The organism is Romboutsia sp. MSSM.1001216sp_RTP31141st1_G3_RTP31141_220114, assembly GCF_039031195.1.
Taxonomy (GTDB): Bacteria; Bacillota; Clostridia; order Peptostreptococcales; family Peptostreptococcaceae; genus Romboutsia_C; species Romboutsia_C hominis.
Genome location: NZ_JBCIUO010000006.1, coordinates 102,595 through 128,936 on the forward strand (window position 1 = coordinate 102,595; position 26,342 = coordinate 128,936).

At 27.5% G+C, this 26,342-nt stretch carries 31 protein-coding genes; 4 read left to right on the forward strand and 27 right to left on the reverse strand.

From position 1 onward, the window contains the following. Positions 1–4: 4 nt before the first annotated feature. Positions 5–973: a hypothetical protein gene (locus tag ABCP60_RS10580; protein ID WP_166505804.1), complete on the reverse strand. Its 969-nt coding sequence runs from the start codon at positions 971–973 to the stop codon at positions 5–7. 202 nt (positions 974–1,175) lie between these two features. Here ABCP60_RS10580 and ABCP60_RS10585 point away from each other — a divergent pair, with 202 nt between their 5' ends. Continuing rightward, on the forward strand, positions 1,176–1,829 hold the full coding sequence (locus ABCP60_RS10585; RefSeq protein WP_343101735.1) for a hypothetical protein: 654 nt from the start codon (positions 1,176–1,178) through the stop codon (positions 1,827–1,829). 201 nt (positions 1,830–2,030) lie between these two features. Here the strand turns inward: ABCP60_RS10585 and ABCP60_RS10590 are convergent, their stop codons facing one another. The 3 genes from ABCP60_RS10590 to ABCP60_RS10600 form a co-directional block, all read right to left on the reverse strand. Continuing rightward, complete coding sequence (locus ABCP60_RS10590; RefSeq protein ID WP_092924659.1) at positions 2,031–2,471, reverse strand: MarR family winged helix-turn-helix transcriptional regulator; 441 nt, start codon at positions 2,469–2,471, stop codon at positions 2,031–2,033. Positions 2,472–2,668: 197 nt separating this feature from the next. Next, positions 2,669–3,091 (reverse strand): spore germination protein GerW family protein, encoded by a 423-nt coding sequence (locus tag ABCP60_RS10595; protein ID WP_343101736.1) that lies wholly within the window; start codon positions 3,089–3,091, stop codon positions 2,669–2,671. Beyond that, positions 3,045–3,644 carry a DUF2953 domain-containing protein gene (locus ABCP60_RS10600; RefSeq protein WP_195237298.1) on the reverse strand — a complete coding sequence of 200 codons (600 nt, stop codon included), beginning with the start codon at positions 3,642–3,644 and terminating at the stop codon, positions 3,045–3,047. The genes ABCP60_RS10595 and ABCP60_RS10600 overlap by 47 nt, the downstream gene beginning before the upstream one ends. A 190-nt stretch (positions 3,645–3,834) precedes the next feature. Between ABCP60_RS10600 and ABCP60_RS10605 the strand changes: the two genes are divergently transcribed. After that, positions 3,835–4,077, forward strand: coding sequence for a small, acid-soluble spore protein, alpha/beta type (locus ABCP60_RS10605; protein WP_242871303.1), 243 nt, complete (start codon positions 3,835–3,837; stop codon positions 4,075–4,077). A 186-nt stretch (positions 4,078–4,263) separates the two neighbouring features. Here the strand turns inward: ABCP60_RS10605 and scpB are convergent, their stop codons facing one another. The 10 genes from scpB to ABCP60_RS10655 form a co-directional block, all read right to left on the reverse strand. Beyond that, positions 4,264–4,794 carry an SMC-Scp complex subunit ScpB gene (gene scpB, locus ABCP60_RS10610; protein WP_092924653.1) on the reverse strand — a complete coding sequence of 177 codons (531 nt, stop codon included), beginning with the start codon at positions 4,792–4,794 and terminating at the stop codon, positions 4,264–4,266. A gap of 4 nt (positions 4,795–4,798) precedes the next feature. Beyond that, a complete protein-coding gene (locus ABCP60_RS10615) occupies positions 4,799–5,521 on the reverse strand; it encodes a segregation/condensation protein A (RefSeq protein WP_092924651.1) in 723 nt (240 codons plus the stop codon). A gap of 15 nt (positions 5,522–5,536) precedes the next feature. Then, entirely contained in the window at positions 5,537–6,124 is a 588-nt protein-coding gene (locus tag ABCP60_RS10620) for a site-2 protease family protein (RefSeq protein WP_343101737.1), read from the reverse strand. 166 nt (positions 6,125–6,290) lie between these two features. Beyond that, positions 6,291–6,614, reverse strand: a complete 324-nt coding sequence (locus ABCP60_RS10625; RefSeq protein ID WP_343101747.1) for a M24 family metallopeptidase — start codon at positions 6,612–6,614, stop codon at positions 6,291–6,293. A gap of 147 nt (positions 6,615–6,761) precedes the next feature. Next, the gene (locus ABCP60_RS10630) at positions 6,762–7,064 is read right to left on the reverse strand and encodes a spore coat protein (RefSeq protein ID WP_166505808.1); all 303 of its coding nucleotides are present in this window, start codon (positions 7,062–7,064) and stop codon (positions 6,762–6,764) included. A gap of 5 nt (positions 7,065–7,069) precedes the next feature. Continuing rightward, a complete protein-coding gene (locus tag ABCP60_RS10635; protein WP_092924643.1) occupies positions 7,070–7,285 on the reverse strand; it encodes a hypothetical protein in 216 nt (71 codons plus the stop codon). 203 nt (positions 7,286–7,488) lie between these two features. After that, on the reverse strand, positions 7,489–8,664 hold the full coding sequence (locus ABCP60_RS10640) for a Xaa-Pro peptidase family protein (RefSeq protein ID WP_343101738.1): 1,176 nt from the start codon (positions 8,662–8,664) through the stop codon (positions 7,489–7,491). Between the two features lie 22 nt (positions 8,665–8,686). Next, entirely contained in the window at positions 8,687–10,246 is a 1,560-nt protein-coding gene (locus tag ABCP60_RS10645) for an AbgT family transporter (RefSeq protein ID WP_343101739.1), read from the reverse strand. A gap of 167 nt (positions 10,247–10,413) precedes the next feature. Beyond that, positions 10,414–11,592: a MalY/PatB family protein gene (locus ABCP60_RS10650; RefSeq protein WP_166505810.1), complete on the reverse strand. Its 1,179-nt coding sequence runs from the start codon at positions 11,590–11,592 to the stop codon at positions 10,414–10,416. Positions 11,593–11,613: 21 nt separating this feature from the next. Further along, positions 11,614–13,314: an FAD-dependent oxidoreductase gene (locus tag ABCP60_RS10655; RefSeq protein WP_343101740.1), complete on the reverse strand. Its 1,701-nt coding sequence runs from the start codon at positions 13,312–13,314 to the stop codon at positions 11,614–11,616. Positions 13,315–13,510: 196 nt separating this feature from the next. Between ABCP60_RS10655 and ABCP60_RS10660 the strand changes: the two genes are divergently transcribed. Continuing rightward, the gene (locus ABCP60_RS10660; protein ID WP_195928531.1) at positions 13,511–14,404 is read left to right on the forward strand and encodes a LysR family transcriptional regulator; all 894 of its coding nucleotides are present in this window, start codon (positions 13,511–13,513) and stop codon (positions 14,402–14,404) included. A 52-nt stretch (positions 14,405–14,456) separates the two neighbouring features. Here the strand turns inward: ABCP60_RS10660 and ABCP60_RS10665 are convergent, their stop codons facing one another. The 5 genes from ABCP60_RS10665 to ABCP60_RS10685 all read right to left on the reverse strand — a co-directional run bounded on the left by ABCP60_RS10665 (position 14,457) and on the right by ABCP60_RS10685 (position 18,336). Continuing rightward, a complete protein-coding gene (locus ABCP60_RS10665; RefSeq protein WP_343101741.1) occupies positions 14,457–15,605 on the reverse strand; it encodes a D-alanyl-D-alanine carboxypeptidase family protein in 1,149 nt (382 codons plus the stop codon). Between the two features lie 28 nt (positions 15,606–15,633). Then, positions 15,634–15,825: a CD1290 family small acid-soluble spore protein gene (locus ABCP60_RS10670; protein WP_092924629.1), complete on the reverse strand. Its 192-nt coding sequence runs from the start codon at positions 15,823–15,825 to the stop codon at positions 15,634–15,636. A gap of 110 nt (positions 15,826–15,935) precedes the next feature. Beyond that, positions 15,936–16,223: a DUF503 domain-containing protein gene (locus ABCP60_RS10675; RefSeq protein ID WP_195237290.1), complete on the reverse strand. Its 288-nt coding sequence runs from the start codon at positions 16,221–16,223 to the stop codon at positions 15,936–15,938. Positions 16,224–16,270: 47 nt separating this feature from the next. Then, a complete protein-coding gene (locus ABCP60_RS10680) occupies positions 16,271–16,606 on the reverse strand; it encodes a YlbF family regulator (RefSeq protein ID WP_092924625.1) in 336 nt (111 codons plus the stop codon). Between the two features lie 56 nt (positions 16,607–16,662). Next, the gene (locus tag ABCP60_RS10685; RefSeq protein ID WP_092924623.1) at positions 16,663–18,336 is read right to left on the reverse strand and encodes a ribonuclease J; all 1,674 of its coding nucleotides are present in this window, start codon (positions 18,334–18,336) and stop codon (positions 16,663–16,665) included. A 302-nt stretch (positions 18,337–18,638) separates the two neighbouring features. Between ABCP60_RS10685 and ABCP60_RS10690 the strand changes: the two genes are divergently transcribed. Then, the gene (locus ABCP60_RS10690) at positions 18,639–19,403 is read left to right on the forward strand and encodes a metal-dependent hydrolase (RefSeq protein WP_166505815.1); all 765 of its coding nucleotides are present in this window, start codon (positions 18,639–18,641) and stop codon (positions 19,401–19,403) included. A 182-nt stretch (positions 19,404–19,585) separates the two neighbouring features. Here ABCP60_RS10690 and ABCP60_RS10695 read toward each other — a convergent pair whose 3' ends face one another. The 8 genes from ABCP60_RS10695 to ABCP60_RS10730 all read right to left on the reverse strand — a co-directional run bounded on the left by ABCP60_RS10695 (position 19,586) and on the right by ABCP60_RS10730 (position 26,327). Further along, positions 19,586–20,323: a flagellar motor protein MotB gene (locus ABCP60_RS10695; RefSeq protein ID WP_092924619.1), complete on the reverse strand. Its 738-nt coding sequence runs from the start codon at positions 20,321–20,323 to the stop codon at positions 19,586–19,588. A 2-nt stretch (positions 20,324–20,325) separates the two neighbouring features. Then, positions 20,326–21,129 carry a MotA/TolQ/ExbB proton channel family protein gene (locus tag ABCP60_RS10700; RefSeq protein WP_166505816.1) on the reverse strand — a complete coding sequence of 268 codons (804 nt, stop codon included), beginning with the start codon at positions 21,127–21,129 and terminating at the stop codon, positions 20,326–20,328. Positions 21,130–21,379: 250 nt separating this feature from the next. Beyond that, the gene (locus ABCP60_RS10705) at positions 21,380–21,817 is read right to left on the reverse strand and encodes a Fur family transcriptional regulator (protein ID WP_092924614.1); all 438 of its coding nucleotides are present in this window, start codon (positions 21,815–21,817) and stop codon (positions 21,380–21,382) included. Between the two features lie 85 nt (positions 21,818–21,902). Further along, complete coding sequence (locus ABCP60_RS10710) at positions 21,903–22,790, reverse strand: LCP family protein (protein ID WP_166505817.1); 888 nt, start codon at positions 22,788–22,790, stop codon at positions 21,903–21,905. Between the two features lie 273 nt (positions 22,791–23,063). Then, positions 23,064–23,336, reverse strand: coding sequence for a DUF1292 domain-containing protein (locus tag ABCP60_RS10715; RefSeq protein ID WP_092924610.1), 273 nt, complete (start codon positions 23,334–23,336; stop codon positions 23,064–23,066). Between the two features lie 67 nt (positions 23,337–23,403). After that, positions 23,404–23,829, reverse strand: coding sequence for a Holliday junction resolvase RuvX (ruvX, locus tag ABCP60_RS10720; protein WP_092924608.1), 426 nt, complete (start codon positions 23,827–23,829; stop codon positions 23,404–23,406). A gap of 53 nt (positions 23,830–23,882) precedes the next feature. Then, positions 23,883–26,060 carry a hypothetical protein gene (locus ABCP60_RS10725; RefSeq protein ID WP_092924606.1) on the reverse strand — a complete coding sequence of 726 codons (2,178 nt, stop codon included), beginning with the start codon at positions 26,058–26,060 and terminating at the stop codon, positions 23,883–23,885. A 9-nt stretch (positions 26,061–26,069) separates the two neighbouring features. Further along, on the reverse strand, positions 26,070–26,327 hold the full coding sequence (locus tag ABCP60_RS10730) for an IreB family regulatory phosphoprotein (RefSeq protein ID WP_092924604.1): 258 nt from the start codon (positions 26,325–26,327) through the stop codon (positions 26,070–26,072). Positions 26,328–26,342 lie beyond the last annotated feature (15 nt).

Genomic DNA, 26,342 nt, shown 5'->3' on the forward strand with positions numbered 1-26,342 from the left:
CCCCCTATACATTGTTAGAATTTAAAAAATCTCTACTGTTTATTTGCATCTTACAAGATTTAACTTTTTCTCCATTTACATTGATTATGCAAGCACCACATATTCCTTCACCGCAACATATTAAGTTATTGTTTGATATAGCAAATTTTATATCTTTGCTGTATTCATCTACAATATCCATAATATATTTATTAAATCTATTGCCTCCAGCTGAATACACTAGGCTTATATCATTTCTTTTTATATAGTCTAATAAGAAGTCTTTATTTTCATTTATATCAGTTATATATACATTTATTCCTAATTTTTCTAACTTATCTACTACTTCATCTAATATATCTGCTTGGTTATTTATAAACACTTCTACCTTGTTATTATTCTCTATAAGTCTTTTGACTACATTTATAGAGTTTACTAAAGATAATCCATTGCCTATTACAACTACATTTTCTCCGGATGTAGATTTTATTTCTTTAATCCCAAATATTCCATTAAAATACGGTCCTTTTACTCTTATTTTTTTAAAGTTTATTATATTTTTAGTCTTTACTCCTACTGGCTTTATGATTATTTCTAGTATGTTTTCTTTATCATCCACATCCATAACAGATATAGGCGTGTTAAATATATCTCTATCCTTGTCTATCCCCTTAATAAGCATGTAAGCTCCTGGGCTTTTTAAATCTATTATGATATTTTTAGGAACTTGTATTTTTATAAGGTATACATTATCCTTAATTTCTTTTATATCTTTTATATCACAGATATATTCTTCTCTTTGTTTAATTTTTGAATTCTCACTATGCTTAAGTTCATTATAAATACATACTCCTTGCCATGAACAACTTGAGCATTTTTCTCCTCTTATAAGAGGACATTTTATACAATCCCCTGAGTAAGCAAGATGACACGGGCAATACTTGCTCCCAGCATCTGCACATATTTTCCCACTACCCTTTTTCAATATATTCACATCCTTAAATTGTTTATTTTTTAATGTCTTGAATAGTATATTATCAATTTATTATTTTAATTTTTTTTTGTTACACTACCACAAATTAATACAAATTTTATTACTTCTATTTTTGTAGCCTCAAAATATACTTTAGTATATATAAAATTTTTGGATATGCCGTATACTTGATTTTATTAAATTTATCTTAGGAGAGTTATTTATGAATGGAGATTTCATTTTTTCTAAAGAACATCTAACTATACTTTTATTATTTTCAATATTTCTATATGTTTGTCCAAAGCTTACTAAAAATTTATTACCTTATAGTTATATTGTTGAGAAAGTAATATGTGCACTTATTATATTAGAAATAGTATCTGAACAAGTTTCATTAATATCTATGGGAGGTTATGATACATTAAATTCACTACCTATTGGACCAGGTCGATTTTGTTCTTATATTTGCATAGCAATTTTATATTTTAAAAGATATCAATTGTTTAATGTATTTTTTTCATGGAGTTTGGCTTGTTCTATAGGTGAGATAATATTTTTTAAAAGTATTCCTTATAGGTTTCCAAATATACTTTATTTCTTACTTATATTTTCTAAAATGATATTAGTATATGCTAATGTATATCTAATAGAAGTTAGAAAATTTAAGGTAAGCTCTAGTGCTATTAAAGATAATTTAATTACTTGTATAATATATTTTTCATTTTTATTTTTCTTAAATATTTTTACAAACTTTAATTTTAATCGTGATTTTTCCAATTTTAATATTTTAAATATCATTGTATTTATAATTTCAACTAATATAGTATATATACCAGTACTTTTATTTGATAAATTTAATTTTAATATTAAAAGGTAAATTTTTAAACCTATTAATATATATTATTTTCATGAGTTATCAATAGATTTATGCTTAATATAATTTAATTACATGTAAAAAAATGCTCGCTAATTTAGCGAGCAAATATACTTTTATTTCCTAATAATAAATGTAAGAAGAAAATAAAAATCTTAGGTTATTTTCATTATAACATAATTTGGTATGATTTTTTATTTTATTTTATAATAATTCCTTAAATATAACGCTTGATTCAACCATACAGTTGTATAACCTTTCTTTTTTATCTTCATCTAACTTTTCTATTCTATGACCTATTACATCTAGTAAATGGTCTACTTCAGCTTTGATTAAAACATGCCCTTTTTCAGTTATACAGTAGAAAGTATTTCTTCTATCCTTTGGATCTTCTTCTCTGTACACATATCCTTGTTCCACCAATTTGTTTAATAATATACATAAACTAGAAGTTGATACATATAAATCTTTACTTAAATTTTTAAGCTCGATTTTTTTATGCATATTTATTCTGCTTAATGTAACAAATTGCCTCTCTGTTAAAACACTATCATGTTGCACCCTCTCCGCACTTATAAGCTTTACTAAGTTAGCAAAGTCATTCATACTGTCCACCATTAATGTAGAAATTTCTCTGTTGTTCATAGCTCTTCACCTCGAAATTTTGCTCTATACACCCTATAATACCCTCTACATTAGTTAGTATTTTAACTATACACTTTATTATACTACACAATTTTAATATTTACCAATTAAATTATTTGCTTTCAAAGTATTTGCTAAAATAAAGCTATCTATAATTTATTTATTTTAAACTCTAGATAGCCCTAATTTACTTACTATTAGCATTGTTTTTTGTTTAAATCATCCTTCTTAGATAACTTTTGAATTTTTTCTATAACCTTTGGTGTAACTGCTAATATATTGTCTACCATATTTATATTGTTATCTAAGCTCATAAGTCTTGTTTCACCATCTTCAACTACTACAAATGCTACGGGTTGTATAGATATGGCTCCTGCACTTCCTCCTGCAAAGTTTGTTTCATTGTCCCATTCTACTTTTAAAATTCTATTTTCTTTATGTGGACCTCTAGAGTAATCTCCTCCACCTATACCAAATCCTATTGTTATTTTTGATATAGGTACAACAACTGTTGTATCTGTTTTTATAGGGTCTCCTATTACTGTATTTGCATCTATTGAGCCTTTAATAGTTTCAAATGTTGTCTCCATAAGACTTTTTATTGAGTTTGTCGATTTCAATATTACCACCATTCCTTTTACCTTTATTAATTTTAATGTAAATTTTATATATAGCAATCGATATTATTATTATATCTTTTATTGTCGGTTTTATTTCTATCTTTGAATCACAATTTATAAAGTTTTTAGTAAAATCTGGTTTTACATTTAAATATACCTTATTAGAGTTTATAATGTTTATTATGCTAGAATAAATAAAATTTATAAGTACATATATAAAACTTGTAAAAGGTATATTTTCACTGCCGAAATTTATATCTATATATATTTCTTCTATCTTAACTCTTTTTAGTAACCCAAATACTACTTTTATTTCTTTTAAATTTGAATTGTATATGCTTCTATTTCTTTTAATTTCTCCCTTCTTAGTTTTGGTACATTTTTTATTAGTTGGATAAAGTGGTATATTTATATTTATTATATTAAAGAAATACTTTATCCTTAAATCTACCCTTATATGTTCATTCTTTACTTTAGAAATGATTAATATATGTAACTTTGAGTTAAATAGTATTAGTAATAATACTATTACTATACAAATAATTAATAACACACTGTATCTCATAGTTTTATTATTTCTAAATATTGAATATATATACAAAAAAATACAGATATTAATTTAAATATAAAGTTATATAAGCAGTAATTTCATATACTTTTATATAGAATTTTAATATCTTGTATTATATTTTAAATTACGTATATCCTATTTTATAAATACAACAAATGAAAGGATGTATTCTATGAATAAACCAATTAACCAAAATGCAAAACAAGCTTTAAATATGCTTAAAATGGAAATTGCTAATGAACAAGGATTTAACTACAATGAAGTTAGTGATAAAATTGAAAGTAATGCCCCTCAAAACACACTAGAAGGGATATATAAGAATGTTCTTGCTGGAGAGCTAGTTGGAGGAGCTATGACTAAATCATTAGTTACTAAAGGCGAAGAAATACTTTTAAAGATGTATAAAGAAAAGTAAGTTTTTTATTAAAATTAATATAATTAAAAAAATTCGCTTCGCTCATATCGCCAACGACTTTGTCCGTTGCTTAAAATATTATTTTTTACATTTTCAAAGCTATTGAAATATCTTACCTTTATGAGTTATCAATAGTTTTATACTTAATATAATTATCTTGAATGTAAAAAATCCAATAGGATAAACCTATTGGATTTCTTTTTCTTCATTTAATGGTGGTAAATCATCTAAGCTTTCTATGCTTAGTAATTTTAAAAACTCATCAGTAGTTTTATATATTATAGGTTTCCCTATTTTTTCTAACCTTCCAGCTTCTTTTATAAGTTCATTTTCAAGTAAAACAGATATTGCTCTATCACATTTTACTCCTCTTATATTTTCTACTTCAACCTTTGTTATAGGTTGTTTGTAGGCTATTATAGTTAGTGTTTCAAGAGTTGCCTGACTTAGTGTTTTCTTTTTTTTTGGTTCTAATAATTTTTTTATAAATCCTGCATACTCTTTGTTAGTAGTCATTTGGTATTTATTTTCTAATTTTATTATTTGTATACCTCTATTGTTTTCCTTATACTCTTCTATTAAAGAGTTTAACATTAACTCTATCTCTTTGCTTGATAGCTCTTCATTTATTATACTATTTAGCTCACCAATACTTATAGGTTCTGAGTAAGCAAACATTATAGCTTCTATAATATTTTTAATATCTTCACGTCTCATTTTATCACTCCGAGCTTTTCTTTATTATTATGTCATCAAAGAATAAGTCTTGTTCTACTATTACTTCTTTTCCTTTTATCATTTCTAATATAGATAAAAATGTTGCTATAACTTCATCTTTATCACAAGACTCTATTATCTTTGTAAATCTTACTTCTTTTTCTACTTCTATTATACTTCTTATAAAAGATATCTTTTCTTCAACAGGTATTATTCTACCTCTTACTATTTTGTCTAATCTTTTATCTTCTACTTTTTCATCTTCAACAGATTTTACTTTAAGTATTAAAGGAAGTATATTTTTTATAGCCTCTATAGATATATCTTCTAATTCTACTTTTTCATCTGTTATTATTTCTTCTTTTTTTCTAAAGAATAATTCATCTATATAAGTTATGTTATCTTTTATAGAATCTGTTGCTAGCTTGAACTTTTTATATTCTTCTAATTGTTCTACTAATTCAAGTCTAGGGTCAACACTTTCTTCATCTTCTTTTTGTTTATATAATAAATACTTAGATTTTATTTGAAGTAACTTAGATGCCATTGTTATAAATTCACTAGTTACCTCTAAGTCCATTTTCTCTAGCATTTTTATATAATTTATGTATTGTTTTGTTATTTCTATTATTGATATGTCCTTTATATCTATCTTTTGCTTAGATATCATATCATATAATAAATCTAGTGGTCCATCATAAACCTGTAAATGTATATTATACTTCATGGATTACCTCTTAAATTATGCAAATAAAAATACTATGTTAATTATTATATCTCTTATTGGTTCTACAAATATACCAACTAATCCTGTAAATATTAAAACTAAAAATATTATACTACTCATATTTTCATATCTATAAACATATTCATTGTATTTATATGGTATAAATGTTGATACTATTCCCCATCCATCAAGTGGAGGTAGAGGAAGTAAGTTAAATGCAGCAAAACCTACATTATATATCATAGTCATAGAAGCTATTAAATTAATAGCATGCATATTTATATACTTATTTATAAGCACACATATTATAGCAGTTATAATGTTTGCTATAGCTCCTGAAAATGAAACTAACACATTTCCTATCTTGTAGTTTTTAAAATTATTTGGATTAACAGGAACAGGTTTTGCCCAACCTATTTTAAATATAATCATCATTAAAAGCCCAATAGGGTCTATATGCTTAGCTGGATTTATAGTCATTCTTCCATACATCTTAGCTGTATCATCCCCCAGTAAGTGTGCCGAATACGCATGACCAAACTCATGAACGCTTATAGCAACAGCAATTGCAACTACCGTTGACAATATATAATCTAAATTCATTTTTTCATCTCCTATATTTAGTTTTAATTTTATTATATCAAGTAATTAATTCATAATCAAAACTTTTGTATAATCAGATACTTATATGTTAACCACTAATCTATTACATTAAAAGGCAGCTACTAATTATTTATTAATAGCTGCCTTTTTAATTTATATATTATTTTTAATGTGGTGTAAGTGGTGTTAATACTTCACAACCATCTTCAGTAACTAATATCATATCTTTTATATTAAATCCACCAAATCCAGATATATAACATGGTGTTTCTATACAAAGTATCATACTAGCTTCTAGTTTTCTTTTTTCGATTAATGATATAAATGGTGTCTCCACCGTTTGAGGTCCCATACTTATACTATGTTCTAAATGACCTCTTTCATAGAACTTATACTTTTCCTTTACATAATTAAATCCTATTGAGAATAATTCATTAAAACCAAGTACTGGCTTAACTAAATCTATCATAAGCCTTTGAGCTTTAACTATCCAACTTCTAGATAAATCTGTTGTATAAAAGTTAGTGTCTCCATTTACCCCCCCCGTCGAATTTAACTACGCTCCATTTTTTATTATCCTGTCGGTTGAATGACAAAATAAAGGTTACAATTTAAGTTCTTTAAAATTGAAATATAACTATCTATTTTCGCTAATAACATGTTTTGATTCATTATAAGCACATGTTAATTGTTGAATAGGAGTATCATATGGCTTAATCCATCCCTTATTAAGACTTAATTCAGTAAGTGCTGTATGACCTCCAACCATTTGAGTTAATGATGCTGAATATAGCGCTCTTAATTCTGGTGTACTACTTGTTAATGTAGAATTAAGATACATGTCTGCAGCTTCTTTTGCAGATGAAAGCATACCTAAAGCTATTATTTCATCGTTTAGATCTGCATTATCTTTTATTAAATTTCCTAGCATATTTCTCATAGTATCTATTCCTCCTCAGTAGCTGGTATTTTATTCTCAACTATAAATTGTTGTATTGCTTTAATTCTTCCTTCTGTTGCTAATATACTAGCCTCTGATTGTCTCTTTAAGTCTTCATCTGATATTAAAGAATCTATTGCTCTTTGCATAATTAAACCATCAGATTCCATTTTTAACACTGCTGCTAAAGATAGATTTTCTATTTCTGAAAGTGCTCTCATTCAATTACCTCCTACAATATATTTTCATATAATATTATGCGTATTAATATTTAAAAGTAATCATGTTAATATCTACCTTATTAATAAATTCAAAATAAATATATAAACTTACTATACAACAATTTTTCATAACTTTTAAAATATTATAATTTCATCAGTATATAAAAAGGTAGTGTTAAGCACTTTAACACTACCTTCTATTTTTATTTATAATGTGGTGTAAGTGGTGTTAATACTTCACAACCATCTTCTGTAACTAATATCATATCTTCTATATTAAATCCACCAAATCCAGATATATAACATGGTGTTTCTATACAAAGTATCATACCAACTTCTAGCTTTCTTTTTTCGCTTAATGATATAAATGGTGACTCTGCCGTTTGAGGTCCCATACTTATACTATGTCCTAGATGACCTCTTTCATAGAACTTATACTTTTCTTTTACATAATTAAATCCTATTGAGAATAATTCATCAAAACCAAGTCCTGGTTTAACTGAATCTATCATAAGCCTTTGAGCTTCAACTAATCTTTGCTTTAACTCACTAAGTACTGGGTGAGCATCTCCAACTATCCAACTTCTAGAAAAATCTGTTGTATAAAAGTTAGTGTCTCCATTTACCCCCCCGTCGAATTTTACTACATCTCCATTTTTTATTATCCTATCAGTAGATCGACAAAGTCTTCCTGAATTTTCACCTGCACAAAATGATGACCATCCACTTGGGAAGCATATTCCTGATTCCATTACCTTTTTACAGTATATATCAAACAGTTCTCTTTCACTTACTCCCTCTTTAACAAACTGACTTGTATGTAAAAGTGCCTCATCAGCTACTCTAGCTAACTTTCTAAAGTATTCTATTTCATCATCTTCTTTAACACTTCTAGCTTCTATAAATAAATTAGAAACATTTACAAAATCCACATTAGGAAGAGCTCTCTTTAAAGAATCAAAATATGTTGCTGATATAAAATCAAGTTCTATACCTACTTTTTTATCTTCAAGATTTAATTCTTTTATACTTTCAACTACTACATCTAATGAAGTTACAAAAATTTTATTAGATACAACTTCTTTATTAGCTAAAACTTCTTCAAAAGTTTTTCCCCCAACCCATGTACTATATTTTTTAACTATACAGTCCATATAATCAGAAAATGCTTCACTTTCAAAATCCATTCCTATAGCTATAGCCCTACTTTCTTCTTTGTTATCTAATACACTTACAGCAAAATGTGCTTGTCTAGATACTGTATGTTGATGTGAAGAATAAGCTGTTATATAAGTAAAATTTTCCGGAGAGTTTACTATAACTCCATCAATATTATTTTCTCTTAATAATCTCTTTATCTTTTGAACTTTAGGTTTCATATTCACTATCTCCTAATTTATATTATGCTCCATAAAATAATGGTGATCCTGGTCCTATTGGTAAACCAAATGTATACCAAACTATAAATAATAACGTCCATCCTATTAAAAATGCTATTGAGTATGGTAACATTGTTGTTATTAATGTACCAACCCCAGCTTTTTTCTCATACTTTTGACAAAAGGCCACTATAAGTGCAAAGAATGGCATAAGTGGTGCTATAACATTAGTACATGAATCTCCTATTCTAAATACTAATTGAGTAAGCTCTGGTGATAATCCTATTTGCATAAACATAGGAACAAATATTGGAGCCATTAAAACCCATTTAGCAGAGTCAACAGCTATTATTATATTTAAAAGAGCTGTTAAAACTATAAAGCATATTATAAGTGGTAATCCTACAAAGCCTGTATTTTCTAAGAAATGTGCTCCATTAACTGACATTATAGTTCCAAGCTTTGAATAGTCAAAGAACTTTATAAATTGTCCTGCAAAGAATACTAAAACTAAAAATCCTGCTATACTAGTTACACCTTTTATCATTAACTCTATAACATCTTTATCATTTTTTATAACCTTAGCTCCTATTCCATAGAATATTCCAGGTACCAAAAATAAACATGCCATTATAGGTATAATACTACTCATAAATGGTGAAGTTAATATTGAACCAGTTTCTGGGTCTCTAAGTACTCCATTTTGAGGAAGTACTAATAATCCTATAAATGCTATATAAACTATTAATGATAATACTCCCCACTTCATACCTCTTTTTTCAAGGTCTGTTATATCTTCAACTACTGCGTCTTCATCTGATACATATTTTCCAAGTCTTGGCTCTACTATTTTTTCTGTTACAAATGTTCCTACTGCTACTATTAAGAAAGTTGATGCTATCATAAAGTACCAGTTAGCTGTTGGTTGAACAAAGTATTCTGGATTTATCATATTTGCAGCTTCTGTTGATATACCTGCAAACATTGGGTCATTTGTACCTATAAGTAAGTTTGCACTCCATCCTCCAGATACTCCTGCAAATGCTGCTGCCATACCTGCGATTGGATGTCTTTTAAAACTCATAAATATTATTGCTCCTAATGGAACTAATACAACATATCCAGTAGATGATGCTACATTTGACATTATTCCCAAGAATATTATCATAGCTGTAACCATCTTCTTTGGTGTAACTTTTGCTACTTTTCTTAAGGCTGCTGATAAAAATCCTGTTCCTTCTGCAACTCCAACACATAGTATTATTACAAATACTGGTCCTAGTGCAAAAAAGCTAGTAAAGTTTGATACTATAGAAGTAAACATATATCTAATACCATCTGGTGATAGTAAACTTTCTGCTACAACTTGAGTTTCAACTATAGCTCCAGTTGCTTGGTCATAAGCATCATAACTTACAGAAAGACCCATACTACTTGCAATAGCTGATCCTAATATTACAACTGCTGTTAATATTATAAATATTGTCGCTGGATGAGGTAGCGAATTACCTACTCTTTCAACTGTGTCTAAAGATCTTAAAAGAAAGCTCTTTTTTGACTTTGCCGGTGCTTTAATTTCCATAATAAACCCCCGTATTATAAAATTTTATTTAAAACAATGTATAAAACCCTTTTCCTTTTGAGCAAAATTATTATTAGTTATATAAATCATTAACTCTTAGATAAATTTATTTTCAAGAGATTATAACTAAACTAGCTATAATCCCTTATTTTAAAACCTATACTCCCCTATAAGTTTTTCTTATCTACTGCTTCTTTTAATTGATTCATAGCTTTTTCTAATAACTTTCTAGAACAAGCTACATTTAATCTCATATAGCCTTCTCCACCTATTCCAAAACTTCTTCCATCATTTAATCCAAGTCTAGCTTCATTTGTAAAGAAATCAACTAATTTATCTCCCTCTAGCCCTAAATCCTTACAATCTAGCCACATTAAATATGTACAGTCTGGAGTATTTGGCTTTATTTGTGGTATATGTTCTTTACAGAAGTTATTTATAAACTCAACATTACCTTCTAAGTAAGTTAATAATTGCTCTAACCATTCTTCACCATGAGCATAAGCTGCCATATTTGCCACTACACTAAATGCATTGTTTCTTTTAGAATCCAACTTTCCTTGTACATCTTCATATATCTTTTTCATTTCTAAGTTAGGAAATACTGTAGTTGATACTTGAAGACCTGCTAAATTAAAAGTCTTTGTAGCTGACATACAAGTTATAGTATTCTTTTTAAAGTTTTCATTTATAGATGCCATTGGTATATGCTTGTTATTAAATAATATTAAGTCTGAATGTATTTCATCAGATATAACCATAACATTGTTTTCTAAACATAAATTACCAAGTTTAGTTAGTTCTTCTCTACTCCAAACTCTCCCAACTGGGTTATGAGGATTACAAACTATTAAAAACTTAGCCCCATCTTTAAGCTTCTTTTCTAAGTCTTCAAAGTCCATTTGATAATCTCCATCTACTAGCTTTAAAGGATTGTATACTAATTCTCCTCCCCAATCTTTTACAGCTGTAAAGAATTCCGAATATACTGGTGGTTGAACTATAACCTTATCACCTTCATTTAAAAACTCTCTCATAAAATGACACATCATTGGCATTACTCCTGTAGCATGTGCCATATACTTTGTATCAACATCCCAATTATTTCTCTTTAATTGCCACTCTCTTACTAATTCAAAGTATCTTTCTGGTCTTGATACATATCCAAACATCCCTTGATTAGCTCTTCCTATTATTGCATCTATTATAGGCTGTGCTGTTTTTAAATCCATATCAGCAATCCAAAGAGGTATTATATCATCTCTCCCAAATTTATTTTTAGCCTCATCATACTTTGCTGAAAAATTGTTACTACGATCCATTATTTCATCGAAATTATATATCATATTACTCCTCCAAATTGTCCCCTAATTAAAATTATATTGTGTAACTATAGGCTTTCTATTTTTAGTCTTATCATTAAAATATTCATATAAGCATATACCTAAAAAGCTTCCAGCTATATTATATACATTTTCAAATCCTAACTGCTTAAGTGCTAATACTGCATTATAACTTCTTTGTGCACTTCTACAGTGTACATATAATGTTTTATCCTTTGGTATTTCATCTAATCTATCTCTTAATTGACTTAAAGGTATGTTTTTAGCCCCTACTACATGACCTAATTCAAATTCATTTTCTTCTCTAACATCTATTATATATTCCCCATTTTCTACTAGCTCTCTAACCTTTGTAACAGGTACTTGCTTAAATGTATTGTTAAGTAAATTAGATGCTACATATCCAGCATGGTTTACTACATCCTTTGCAGTTGAAAATGTTGGTGCATAACATAACTCTAAATCTTTTAAATCTTCTACAGTTGCACCAAATTTTATAAGAGTTGCTATAACATCTATTCTTTTGTCTACACTTCCTTTACCTATAGCTTGTGCTCCTAGTATTTTTCCTGTTGGTACTTCAAATATTAATTTAAAGTGCATTGGATTTGCTCCTGGCATTAATCCAACTTTATCTGAAGGTATAACCCTTGCAACTTCATAGTCTATATTAATGTCTAATTCCTTTATCATATTTTCATTAAGACCAGTAGATGCTCCATTTAAATCAAATACTTTTATAACTGAAGAACCTATAAATCCAGTATTTCTAACTTGAATATTGTTTATATGATCTGCAACAGCTCTTGCTTGTTTTTGAGCAGGCCCTGCAAGTGGTAATCTAGTTTTTCTATGAGTTAAAGCATTATATACTTCTATTGCATCCCCTACTGCATATATGTCTTTATCATTTGTACAATAATTGTGATCTACCTTTATAGATCCAGTTTCACCTATATCTAGCCCTGCTTGTTTAGCTAACTTAGTATCAGGAGTAACTCCTATAGCCATAATAACTACGTCTGACTTTATTTTTCTTCCTGAATATAGTACAGTATGTCCATCTTCAAATGCTACTACCTTATCTTCTAATATTAAGTTAACTCCTTTATCATCTAACTCTTTATGAAGTATTTGTACCATATCATAGTCAAATGGCTTCATTATTTGCTTAGATGCTTCTATTAATGTTACATCATATCCAGCTTCTCTAAGATTTTCAGTAACTTCAACTCCTACAAATCCTCCACCTATTACAGTTACTTTATTTTCATATGACTTATTAGCAAAATATTTTAATTTTGCTATATCAACAACATTTCTAACTGTAAATACATTTATATTTTCAATTCCAGGTATATTAGGTACTATTGGATTTGCACCAGGAGATAATATTAACTTATCGTAACTTTCTTCATACTCTTTATTGTTTATTAAATCTTTAACTTTAATTTTTTTATTTGTTCTATCTATATCTATAACTTCATTATTTATTCTTGCATCTATTCTATATTGATTAAAGAACTTATCTGGTTGCATAAAAACTAAAGACTCTGCATCCTCTATAACTTCACTTAAGTGATATGGTAAACAACAATTTGAGAAAGATACATGTGGCCCTTTTTCAAACATTATTATTTTATCATTTTCATTAAGTCTTCTAAGCCTAGCAGCAGCTGAAGCTCCACCTGCAACTCCACCTACTATTAAAATTTTCCTACTCAATTTCTTCACCTCTTTGAAATATTTTTTATAATATTAATTACTCGTTAATTTTATATCAAGTTCATATTTAAATATTAACATAGTTTTTATATCATTTTATATAAGTATTTGTTATATATGATAACGTTTTGTTATATAATGTATTTATTGTAAGAATTAATTATCATTTATTTGAAAAACTTTTAGGAGAGTGTTTATGAATCTTATACATTTACGTTCGTTTTACAATACTGTTAAATTTAAAAGTATATCTAAAGCTGCTAAGATGCTTCACTTAAGTCAGCCTGGTCTTAGTATGCAAATCCAAAGTCTTGAAAATACTCTTGGAGTATGTCTATTAAATAGAGGACGTCGAGGCGTTGAACTTACTGAAGAAGGTAAGATAGTTTATGATTATGCAGATGCTATATTAGCACTTGAAGATAATATACATCTTTCTTTAAAAAAACTTGAAGAAAGAAATACTGATTTAAATATAGGTTCATGTAGGAGTATGGGGGACTATGCCCTTCCTTGTACTTTATATACTTTTAAACAAATATACAGTGATATAAATATATCCATGCATATAGATAGTACTTTTTCAATTATAAAAAAAATACAAGATATGACCCTAAACTTAGGAATAATCCAAGAATCATCTGTTCCTAATGACTTAGAATGTGTATCTATACTTTCTGATGAACTTGTTTTAGTTGCAAGTCCAGATTCTACTTATAATAAAATATCTATAGATGATATTTATAATATACCAATAGTAATGAGAGAAGATTCATCTGCTACTAGGCTTAATTTAGAGAATATACTTAGAAAAAATGGTTTAGATGTTAATAAACTAAATATAATATTTTCATTTAATTCCCCTGAAGCAATAAAACAATCTGTAGTTTCTGGTAGAGGACTTTCTTTTGTTCCTAAAATTACAATTAGACAAGAACTTAGAAATCAAACTCTAAAAAAAGTTGATGTAAAAGAATTAGATACTAAATTTAATTATTATATATCTTATAGAAAAAATCATAAATTCAGTAAATCAGAAGAAATTTTTATGAAATTTATAACATCTAAATCTAGATGTTTTTGTTATTAGTAAAAATAGGTGCCTTATTCTAACTATAAAAGTTGTTTAAGGCACCTATTTTTTAAAACATGTTTTCTATAACCCTTTGTAGCATTTTCATATATCCAGCTTTATTTATATCTTTATTATTTACTAAGTCCACTTTCCCTATAGACTTTTTATTTTGATATATTTCCATCTGTCCAAGTACACTTCCCTTTTTGATAGGAAGTTTTAGATTTTCATTTAACTTAACTTTTCTTTCAAAGTTTTTATTTCCACCCTTTTTGATTAAAAGGCTTAAATCATCTTTTGCAACTAATTCTATATTTTCATCTTCAGCTTTATCTATCTTTATGTTTGCTATTTTATCATCTTTTGTACAAAGATTAACACTTTCATAATTTGCAAATCCATAGTTTAGTAAGTTAGAAGAATCTTTAAATCTTTCTGGTGAAGTTTCTGCACCTAATGTTACTGCTATTAAATGAGTATTTCCTCTTTTAGCTGATGCAGATAAACAATATTTTGCCTGTTGTGTAAATCCTGTTTTAACACCTGTTGTACCTTGATAGTGTTTTACCATCTTATTAGTATTAGCAAGTCCTACTTCTACCTTTTTCTTTCCTACTACAACCTTGTCCATCCAAGTTGTAAGGTACTTACTTATAGCTTCATGCTTTAATAGCTCTCTAGACATTAAAGCTATATCATAAGCAGTAGTGTAGTGATTATCAACTGGAAGACCATTAGTGTTTACAAAGTTAGTATCCTTCATACCTAATTCTTTAGCCTTTTTATTCATCATATCTACAAAGCCTTCTACACTTCCTCCAATATGTTCTCCCATAGCTACACAAGCGTCATTTGCTGATGCTACTGCTATACCTTTTATTAACGTATCTACATCTTGTACTTCTCCAGCTTCTAAAAATATCTGACTTCCACCCATACTAGATGCATTTTCACTTATTTGCACTTCATCTGTTAATTTTAGCTTACCACTTTCTAGTGCTTCCATACATAAAAGCATAGTCATTACTTTTGTTACACTAGCTGGTGGCAACTTTTCATGTGCTTGTTTTTCATATAAAACTTTTCCGCTACCTACATCCATAAGTACTGCGGATTTTGAGGATACATTTATGTTTCCCGTATCATTTGCAAAACTTGTATTAATAGGTACAATAGCCATTATAAATGCAACTAATATACTAGCTAGCTTTTTCATATTATACACCTCTTATGCTTAAGTTATATTAATTTTGATTATTTAATTTGTTAGAAAAATAAGTCTTATGTTCTTCTACTCTTTTTAAATGATTAGCTAAAACTTCATTTACATGTGCATTTTCTATTATTTCAAATGCATCATCATAAGTCATCCCATAATCAGCTGCAACTTCCATTTTTAGTTGCTTTAGAGCTTTTTTTGCATTTTGCTTGCTCATATTTTTACCTCCTATTAGTAAATTTCTATATGTTTTTATCTTTTACTAATATAAGGTATTTATGATTGTTATTTTTTGTAATAAAAAAAGGACTTAACTTTAAGTCCTTTTTAGTAATTTATTATTTCTTCTTCTATTTCAAACATTAATGCATCAGTATTATCTTCTATAAAGTTTATTATTTTTTCTTTTATTGAATCACACATACTAAATTCTAAACTTATACTACATATTCCTATTGATATTATCTGATGAACATCTTGATTATCTACTTCTATAATAGATACATTAAAATTATTTTGTAGTTTTTTTATTATACTTTTTACTATCATTCTTTTTTCCTTAAGGGAATGAACCCAATTTGCTCTTAAACTTATTTTTAAGACTAGTATCTTCATATATTATTTTCTCCTTAGTGAGTCTATGAAATTTATTAATAGTATTTCTATTTATAATCCTTTTCAACACTTTTAGCAAGTATTTTATTTATATCATCCATCATAGATTTAAATTTTTGCTCACTATTTAAGTAGTTATATAATTTTTTATTATTAGATACCTTTTTTCCTACAGATTCTAATTTCATAATGACTTTTTTATCTACCTCTTGGTTTCTTAGTACATATCCTTGTGCTTTAATTTGAATATCTTGATATTCCTTTAAAAGTTTTTCACAAGATTTATCTTTTTTTACTTCATTCATATTTTTTCTAAAGTCTTTATATTCCTTACTATTTCTTATTTCATTTGCTAATTTCATAGCGCTATCTTTTACTGACATAGTTTCCCCCCATAAAAAAAGATTGAATATAATAAATTATATTCAATCTTTTCTAATTATACCTCCATTATTATAGGAAGTATCATAGGATTTCTCTTTGTTCTTTGGTATAAATATTCTTTTAAGTTTTCTTTTATACTATTTTTTAAATAAGCCCACTCTTTAATATTTTTATCTTCGCAGTCTCTTAATACATCTTTTATAACATTTTTAGCTCCATCCATTAAATCTTCAGATTCTCTTACATATACAAATCCTCTAGATATTATGTCTGGTCCTGCTAATACTCTTCCTTCTTCTTTAGATATAGTAACTACAACTATCATAAGTCCATCTTCTGATAAATGCTTTCTATCTCTTAAAACAATGTTTCCTACATCTCCCACACCTAATCCATCAACTAATACATTTCCTGTTTGTATAGTTCCTGTTACCTTAGCTGAATTTCTATCTATTTCTAAAACATCTCCTGTTTTATTTACAAATATATTTTGACTAGGCATACCTAATTCTTCTGCTAGTTCCGCATGCTTTTTAAGCATCCTATACTCACCATGTGCTGGCATGAAAAACTTAGGTCTAGCTAATCTATGGATTAACTTTAATTCTTCTTGCTTAGCATGTCCTGATACGTGTATGTCTACTTCATCATAGACAACTTCTGCCCCTTTTTCAAATAAGCAGTTTATTACTTTAGATATTAATTTCTCGTTTCCTGGTATTGGATGAGCTGATATTATTATAAAATCTCCATTTCTTATTTCCACTTTCTTATGATCAGAACTTGCCATTCTAGCAAGAGCTGACATTGGCTCTCCTTGAGAACCTGTAGTTATTATAACTACTTCACTATCTTCATATCTGTGAAGATCGTTTAGATCTATTAGCATATTTTCAGGTACGTCTAAATATCCTAATTCACTAGCAACGCCTACTACATTTACCATAGATCTTCCTGAAACTGCAACTTTTCTTCCAAATCTTTCTGCTGCATTTATTATTTGTTGCAATCTGTGTATATTAGATGCAAATGTTGCAACTATTATTCTATTATTTTCAGCTTTTCTAAATAAATCATATAATCCTAATCCTACTGTCTTTTCAGATAATGTAGATCCTGGTCTTTCAGCATTAGTACTATCAGCTAACATTAAAAGTATACCTTTTTTACTTAGCTCACATATTCTATGCATATCCATTACATCCCCATCAATAGGTGTTAAGTCTATTTTAAAGTCACCTGTATGATATATTATTCCTTGATCTGTATGAACAGCTATAGAACAAGCATCCGGTATACTGTGATTATTTCTTATGAATTCAACATCCATATGATCTAACTTTATTATTTGTCTTGGTGTAGTAACGTTTAACTTAACGTTATTTAACTTATGTTCCTTTAACTTAACTTGTATAAGACCTATGCTTAACTTAGAACCGTACACAGGTACATTAATTTTTTTAAGTATATAAGGAAGCGCTCCTATGTGGTCTTCATGTCCATGTGTGATGAATATACCCTTTATTTTATCTCTGTTTTTGATTAAATAAGTTATATCTGGTATAACTATATCTACCCCTAACATATCATCATCTGGAAAACTTAACCCCGCATCTATAACAATTATTTCATCTTTGTATTCGATAACTGTCATGTTTTTGCCGACTTCGTTAAGACCGCCTAGTGCCATTACTTTTATCTTATTGGCGCTTTTTTTGAACAACTGCATCATCTCCTCTATGTCTATTCAGTTTTTATTAAAATTTCAACACGTTCTAAAATTTTAAATAATATCGATTCACGCACTCTTTACCAGTTATTATCATTGTACCATAATTTCATCAATAAATTAAGTAGTATTTGAAATACATTTATTGTATTATTTTGACAAAGTCAAATTATTCTGATATTCTCAAACTATAAAATAAAATATTATTATATACTTAAATATGCATTTTATTTAGGTATTGATTAAATAAAATTTAGCGATAAATATACATTATATTTATCTAAATTATAATGGGAGGTTTTATGAGGGGTAAAACTCATTGTACTATAGGTGTTTTAAGTGTTATTCAAGCCTCATTATTATTTAATATACCAATATCTATTTTTAATATCATATTATCTGCATTTTTCTCTATTCTACCAGATTTAGATGAATCAAATTCAATAGTATCTGAAATGTTTTTAAAAAAGAATACTTCTAAGTTTATTTTAAAAATCACAATATATTTGATAAATGTATTTATATTTTTTATATCACTTAAAATAAATGATAACTTTTTTTTAAGCTCATTAATAACATTTATATCTATTTTTATAATAGAGTCAAAGCTTAATCATACTTTCTTAAGAAAAGTATTTATATCATTAATATTTATACTTCTCGGATTTTGTCTTTATTTAGTTAATATTAAAATATACTTTTCTATATTTTGCTTTATGCTTGCCACATTTCCTTGGCTAAAACATAGAAGTTTTTCTCACAGTATATTTGCAATAATTATAGTATATTTTTTATTAAAACAAATCGAGCTAATAACTAATATATTAAATTTATCATTTTTTGGAACTATAAGTTATGCTAGTCATATATTTTTAGGAGATTTATTTACAAGATCAGGTATTCCTCTTTTATATCCTATTAGTGATAAAAAGTTTTCTCTAGGATTTTTTAAAGTAGGTGGCTTTTTAAATAACGCTATAGAAATAATATTTATTATGATTTTAACTACATTGGTAGTTTTCACTATAATAAATAAGTTTAATTTATTAAATTTATCAATATTATAATAGTATTTATTAAAAAATACTTAAAATATTAAAGCTTAGTTGTATATAAAAAAGATATTAACACAATTTGTGCTAATATCTTTTTTAATTCTAAATTATAGCTACTATAAATATTCAGTAACTACACTAGTAATATTTAAATTAATAATTTTATGTAAATTGTTAATTAGAGCATATATGTTTTATTTTTTGTTATTCTCAACTTCATTAAACTTAGAATTTAATATTAATATATCCACTCTTCTATTTTTAGCCTTACCTTCTACTGTATTATTATCAGATTTTGGTCTATATTCTGAATAACCTATTGCTGATATTTTTTGAGGATTTATTCCACCATTATTTATTAAAATCTGCGCTACGTTACTAGCCCTCATTACTGATAAATCCCAGTTAGATTTAAATATTTCATTGTGCATAGGCACATTATCTGTATAACCTTCAACTCTTATATAACTATCCTTTACTAAGGATTTATTTATAATCTCACTTATTTTAACAAGTTTATTAACTTGATCTGGTTTTACGTCTGCTTTACCACTATTAAAGAATAATGAATCATTAAAGCTAACAACTAATCCTCTTTTTTCTATTGTTGTATTAACACTACCTGAAAGATTATTTTCTTTTAGATACTTATCTAACTTTTCTTTTACTTTCTCTAACTTTTCATTTTCACTTAGGCCATTTCCAGTTTCTCCACCCATATTGCTTCCAGTATCTGCTATAGCTGTTCCATCACCCATAGCCTCATTTAAAGCAGTTGTAAGTTTTTCATATTTCCCTTTATTTATACTACTCATTGCATACATTATAATGAAAAATATCATTAATAATGTTATAAAGTCTGCATAGGAAAGCAACCAACGTTCATGGTTTTCATGCTCTTCTTCTTCTTCAAATCTATTTCTTTTTTGCATGATTAACCCTCCAATTCAACGTGTTCTAAATATCTTTCTTCTAACTTAGCTTGATCCTTTTTATCTAAAAAACCTTTAAGAGTTTCTATAAATATTGTTGAGCTTACTTCTTGTTGAATTAATGTTATACCTTCCATTATAATTTCTTTTTCTAATTGTTCATTTTTTCCTAAATTTTTAAGTCTAGTTCCAATTGGAAGGAATATTAAGTTGGCACTTCCAAGTCCATAAAGAGTTGCTAAGAATGCAGCCGATATACTACCTCCTAGTGCATTCATATCTGCACTTGCTAGTCCTCCAAGAACGTGTATAAGACCTAAAACTGTACCAACGATACCCATAGTTGGTGCTGTTCCTCCAGCAGAGTCAAATATAGCTGCACCAACCTTATGTCTTTTAAAACTCATTGATGCTTCAATTTCTAACATATTTCTAAGCTCTTCAGGGTGAACCCCATCAATAGCTGATAAAAGTGCCTTTTTCATAAAAGGATCCATTTTTTCTTCTTCGTCTACTTCAGCTTCAATACTTAAAAAACCTTCTTTTTTTACTTTGTCTAATACATGATTAAGATATGCTATTACTTCTACTAAGTCTGCTGATTTTCTAGTAAAAGCAACTTTTAAAATTCTACCTATATTTTTTAATTGTTTAGGAGTAAATGATGTACCTAAGGAACCAATTGTTCCTCCAAATACTATTACAAGAGGCGTCCAAGAAACAAGAGCACTAGCATGCCCTCCTTCACCCATGAAACCTAGTAATAAAAATCCAAAACCTAAAAATAATGATATTAAACCAGTCATAATTCAATGTCCCTTCTATATTTTTTGTATCTTTAGAAAGCTTTACTATTCTAATATTTATAATTTATATTATCGGCTTTTATCATCATATATTAAGTATGTTTTTATATATTTAACATGTTTTTATTTATATAGCTTATGTAGCTTTTATACATTATTAAGTAAACACATTTAATAAATATCCATAATCAAAAAGGCATCTATCTTTTGATAGATGCCTTTTTATCTAGTAAAAAATATAATTATATTTTTATTTAGAACAATCTTCACATAGTCCGTAAAACTTTAAATCATGATCCATTATTTCAAATTTGTATGTTTCTTGTATTTGTCTTTCGATTGAGTCTAGTAAATCTTCTTTAACCTCTATTATCTTTGAACAGTTTTTACATATTAAATGATGGTGATTATGGCTATCTTCTTTATCTAGGCATATTTCATATCTTATACATCCATCGTCTAAGTTAAGCTTTGATATAACCCCAACATCATCTAATAACTGCATAGTTCTATAAACTGTTGCTAATCCGATTTCAGGACAATCTACTCTAACTAAATCATATATTTCTTCACTGCTTAAATGTTTATCTGTATTTTTTATAAGTATTTCAACTATTGCTCTTCTTTGTGGTGTTATTTTAAATCCTGTTTCTTTTAATTTATCTTTTAATAACTCCATTGTATTCATATAATATCACCCTTGTTTTCAATTGATAATCTTTATTAATTATTTTATTTGATAATGGCCATTTTGTCAATAATTTATAGACATTTTATTTGTTATATATAAAACCATTTAGAATTTTCAGATTTTCTTCTTTGTCCCACTTTATAACATACTTTTTACTTTCATTGCTTATACCTTCATCTCTATACTTTTCTACTGGAAACTCCAATTGCTTTATCTCATAATTAGCTAACTTTTGAGATATTAATGCTAATTTAAATATTTTATCAATAGATATATTTACATCTATATGTTTAACTACACTACTTATAACCTTTGGATAATCTTTTAAAGGTATATTAGTTAATTTGTTTGCTATATCAGTTAATATTTTTCTTTGTCTTTCATCTCGCTTATAAATGGTATCCATCTTCCTTATTCTTGCATAAGCAAGAGCTTGGTATCCATTTAATTTATTATTTCCTACTTTGTCTATATACTTTATATTACCCTCATTTTGAGAATTTAAATCATAACAGACTTCTATAGTTTTATTAAGGTATTCTATTTCTTTTTGACTAACGTCTACTTCTACCCCTCCTATAGTATCTACTATTTCTATAAATGATTTAAAATCTACTACTGCATAATCCTTTATATCTAAATTAAAATTATTATTTATTGTTTCTAAAAGTAGTTTTTCCTTACCATAAGCATATGCATGATTTAATTTTTCATATCCTATATTAGGTATATTAACTAATGTATCTCTGGCTAGGGACGTAAGCCTTAGAGCTTTATTTTTAGTATCTATAGTTAGTATTATCATACAATCAGACCTTGATGGTTTATTAGTATTTGAACTATCTGTCCCAATTAGAAGTATATTTTCAATATCATTTTTACTATTTTCTAAACTACTATTTTCTAATGAGTCAATCTTTTGTGTTATACAAATAAGTATTATAAAAAGACATAATATAAATTTTTTCATTATCATTACTCCTTATTCTTATTTGTAAATATTTTGCCTCACTATTATATTTTTACTCAAAAAATTTACTATGCTTAAGCGACGTATCGACGAAATATTTCATTTTACCAATTATATATCTTATCTAACTTATGTTTGCATCAATCTCTCAAACTAAGTATCAGTAAAATATTTTAAATTTTATATATTAAACTACTATAAATTATCCTAAAACTAAATAGTTTATAATACCTTAATATATAAAAAACTACCTATTGCTAGGTAGTCTTTTTATTATTCTTCGTCTTCGTCGAAGTTTAATCCTTCTTCTTCCATTAATGTGTTGTATACATCAACAACTATTTCATATTCTTTGTCATCTTCTAATGGAACTAATATTTCGCCTTCTTCATCTTGGTCAATTCTAAATACTAAAGCTTCTTCTGTTTCTTCTTCTAAAGGAACTAATATAGCATATTCTTTTCCTTCTGCTTCTAGTGTTAATATTATTTCAAAAGCACTTTCTTGGCCATTTTCATCGATTAAGTTTATTATATTTTCTTGCATGTTATCCACCTCTAATTCTATTTATTAACTATATTATATATCATAAACTAGTTAATTTATATATATTTTAAAAATTTCTTTGTCTATCTAAGTATCCTTGAAGTATTATTACAGCAGCTACCATATCTATAACACTTTTTCTATTTTCTCTTCTAACATTACCTTGTATAAGTGTTCTTTCTGCTGCTACTGTTGATAATCTTTCATCCCAGTATTCTATTGTTATTCCCGTTTCTTCTTGTAATAATTCACAAAACTTTATTACTTTTTCACCTTGTGGACCTAATGTTCCATTCATATTCTTAGGTAACCCTGAAACTATCTTAGTTACTTGTCTTTCTTTTATTATTTCTTTTAATGCTTCTATGTCTTTTTTCTTCCCTATTCTCTTTACTGTTTTAACTCCTTGTGCTGTAAGACCCATTAAGTCACTAACTGCAACTCCTATAGTCTTATCACCAACATCAAGTCCCATTATTCTTCCGTCTAGCATTTTTTTCTCCTTAAATTTTAAGATAGGTCAGGTTTTAACCTGACCTTTATGGTTTAATTTTTATTGTCTTCTTTGTTAAATATTATCATATTTATACTTATAATTATTATTGGTATAAGTATGTATATTGATGCAGTTGAAGCTGCTACTATTCCTGAGTCATTAACTAAAAGTGTAACTATACATCCTACCATAGATGCAATAAATCCTTTAAATAATATAGGATATTTCTTAGCTATGTCTCTAAAGTGTCTAGGTGGCTTAAATATAAACATAGCAATTATAAATATTCCTGCTAGCAATATATTAACCCATACACTAGTTTGAGCTAACTTCATATTCATTTGTATCTTTCTACCAAATGTTTGTAGTATAGCTCCTGGTCCATTTACTAGTATTTGATTTACAAATACAGATAAATGAGATTCACTTCCTGATACTACGTCTAATACTGCAAAGGCTACAACTACAGCTACTGCTGCTACTCCTAGTAATATAACCTTTTTAAAGTCTAATTTTACATCATATATAAGTAGTATAAATAATAAGTATGCTACTGATTCAGATATAGCACCACCAACGTTGGCTCCCATAGAAGGATATGCACTTGTTATTAGTATTACTATACTCATTAGAGCTACTAACCACTTAGGTATTTTTTTGTAATTTAGAAGCACTGCCATAGCAAATACAGCACTTGCTATTGTTACTCCTTCATATTCATTACCTATACCGTAGTATCTTGCACCTATTATAGCATCATAACTCATTATATTGTTTCTCATTAAATATGTTCCAAATACGGAGTCAATAACTATAACAATTATAGTTACTAAAGCAAAGAATCCCATTTGCTTTATATCATCTTTAAATAGCTTTCTACCTAATATATAAAGAATTAGTGTAGTAAGTACTATCCCAGCTGTTATAGTCATAGGTGTCTTAAAATTAAATACAGGTGCCAGAAGTAGTGCTAGTGGCATTATTATCCCTAATTTTATAAGCTCTTTTAATACATTAAATACTCGTTCTTTGTATGGTACATATTTTCTAAGTAATATAGCAATCATTCCTATTACCCAAGAAGCTGACACTATACCAACAAATGTATTTACTACATTTGCTCTTATGTCAGATACTGAAACCATTTTTACAAATTCATGTTGAATATAACCTATGTTATCATCCTTTTGAATTAATTCATAGCTTCTACCTACCATATTTTTATTTTTAAGTCCAAATTCATTTAAGATATCAACACCAACATCTATATTAGCAACTATTCCTTCTCTTCTAGTAGTTGCTGATGATAACAATCCTTTTTTATTTCCTTCAAACTTTATTATAGGAGATAATCTTCTTCTGTTTTTGTAGTCTAGATCATTTGGAAATGCACTACTTATATATACAACATCATTTTCTCCTACCATATTAAATACTTCTTTAAGGTATTTATTTATATTTTTAACTATATTTGCCTTCATACTTTTGTATGTATTATCATTTAAGAATAATCTATATTGATCTAATCTATATGTATCTCCTAAGTCAACAAATATAGCATCACTTTCATTGTAATATTTTTGAGTTTCTTTTATAAGTTTATTATAATCTGTTCTTATTCCATACGGCATAGATTCATCTTTTACATTAATATTATCAATGTTTCCACCATCTATTCTTCCGTACTCATCCATTGCAACTAAGCCTATATTTCTATTTTTTACAAGCTCTCCATTTTCAATCTTGTCACTATTTCCAAGAACTGCTGTTTTTAAATTATTTTCAGATAATGTTTGTCCAAGGGCACCTAGCATTGATCCATATTGGCCATATTCTATATTATCATTTATAGATTTATTTATATCTATATTGTTTATTGCCTTTGGTTCTTTACCTGTTACGGATTTAAAAACTTTTCCATTTTCTTTAGTTAACTCTTGAAAATCTATATACTCTTGTGCAGATACATTAACTCTTCCTCCTGCACCCATACTAGCATAAGATCTTCTATCATCAGTACCTCCATCACCTCTTATATTCATAAGGGCAACATATCCTCTATTTTTTAATTCTTTTTTAAGAGTTGGTACACTTAGCATAGTATTTAAATTAGTTCTATTCATATTAATAAATATAACTTTGCCGTGTTCATCGGCAAAGCTATATTTTGGAATAGAAACTAGGAGTATCATTAATGTTATCAACACTGATACAACCTTTTTTTTCATAAGATTGACCTACTTTCTATTTAGATAATGTGTTATTACTTCCTCTAGTATTTCATCCCTTTCAAATCTCTTTATAACAGCCCTTGCATTGTTATGACTAGTTATATAACTAGAATCACCTGATAAGATATATCCTATTAATTGGTTTATAGGATTGTACCCCTTTTCAACTAGTGATTGATATACAAATTTTATTGTATCACTAATACTCATATTTTCAGATTCAAATCCTTCAAATTTCACAGTACTATCAAAATTATTATTCATGTTAAATCCCCCTTA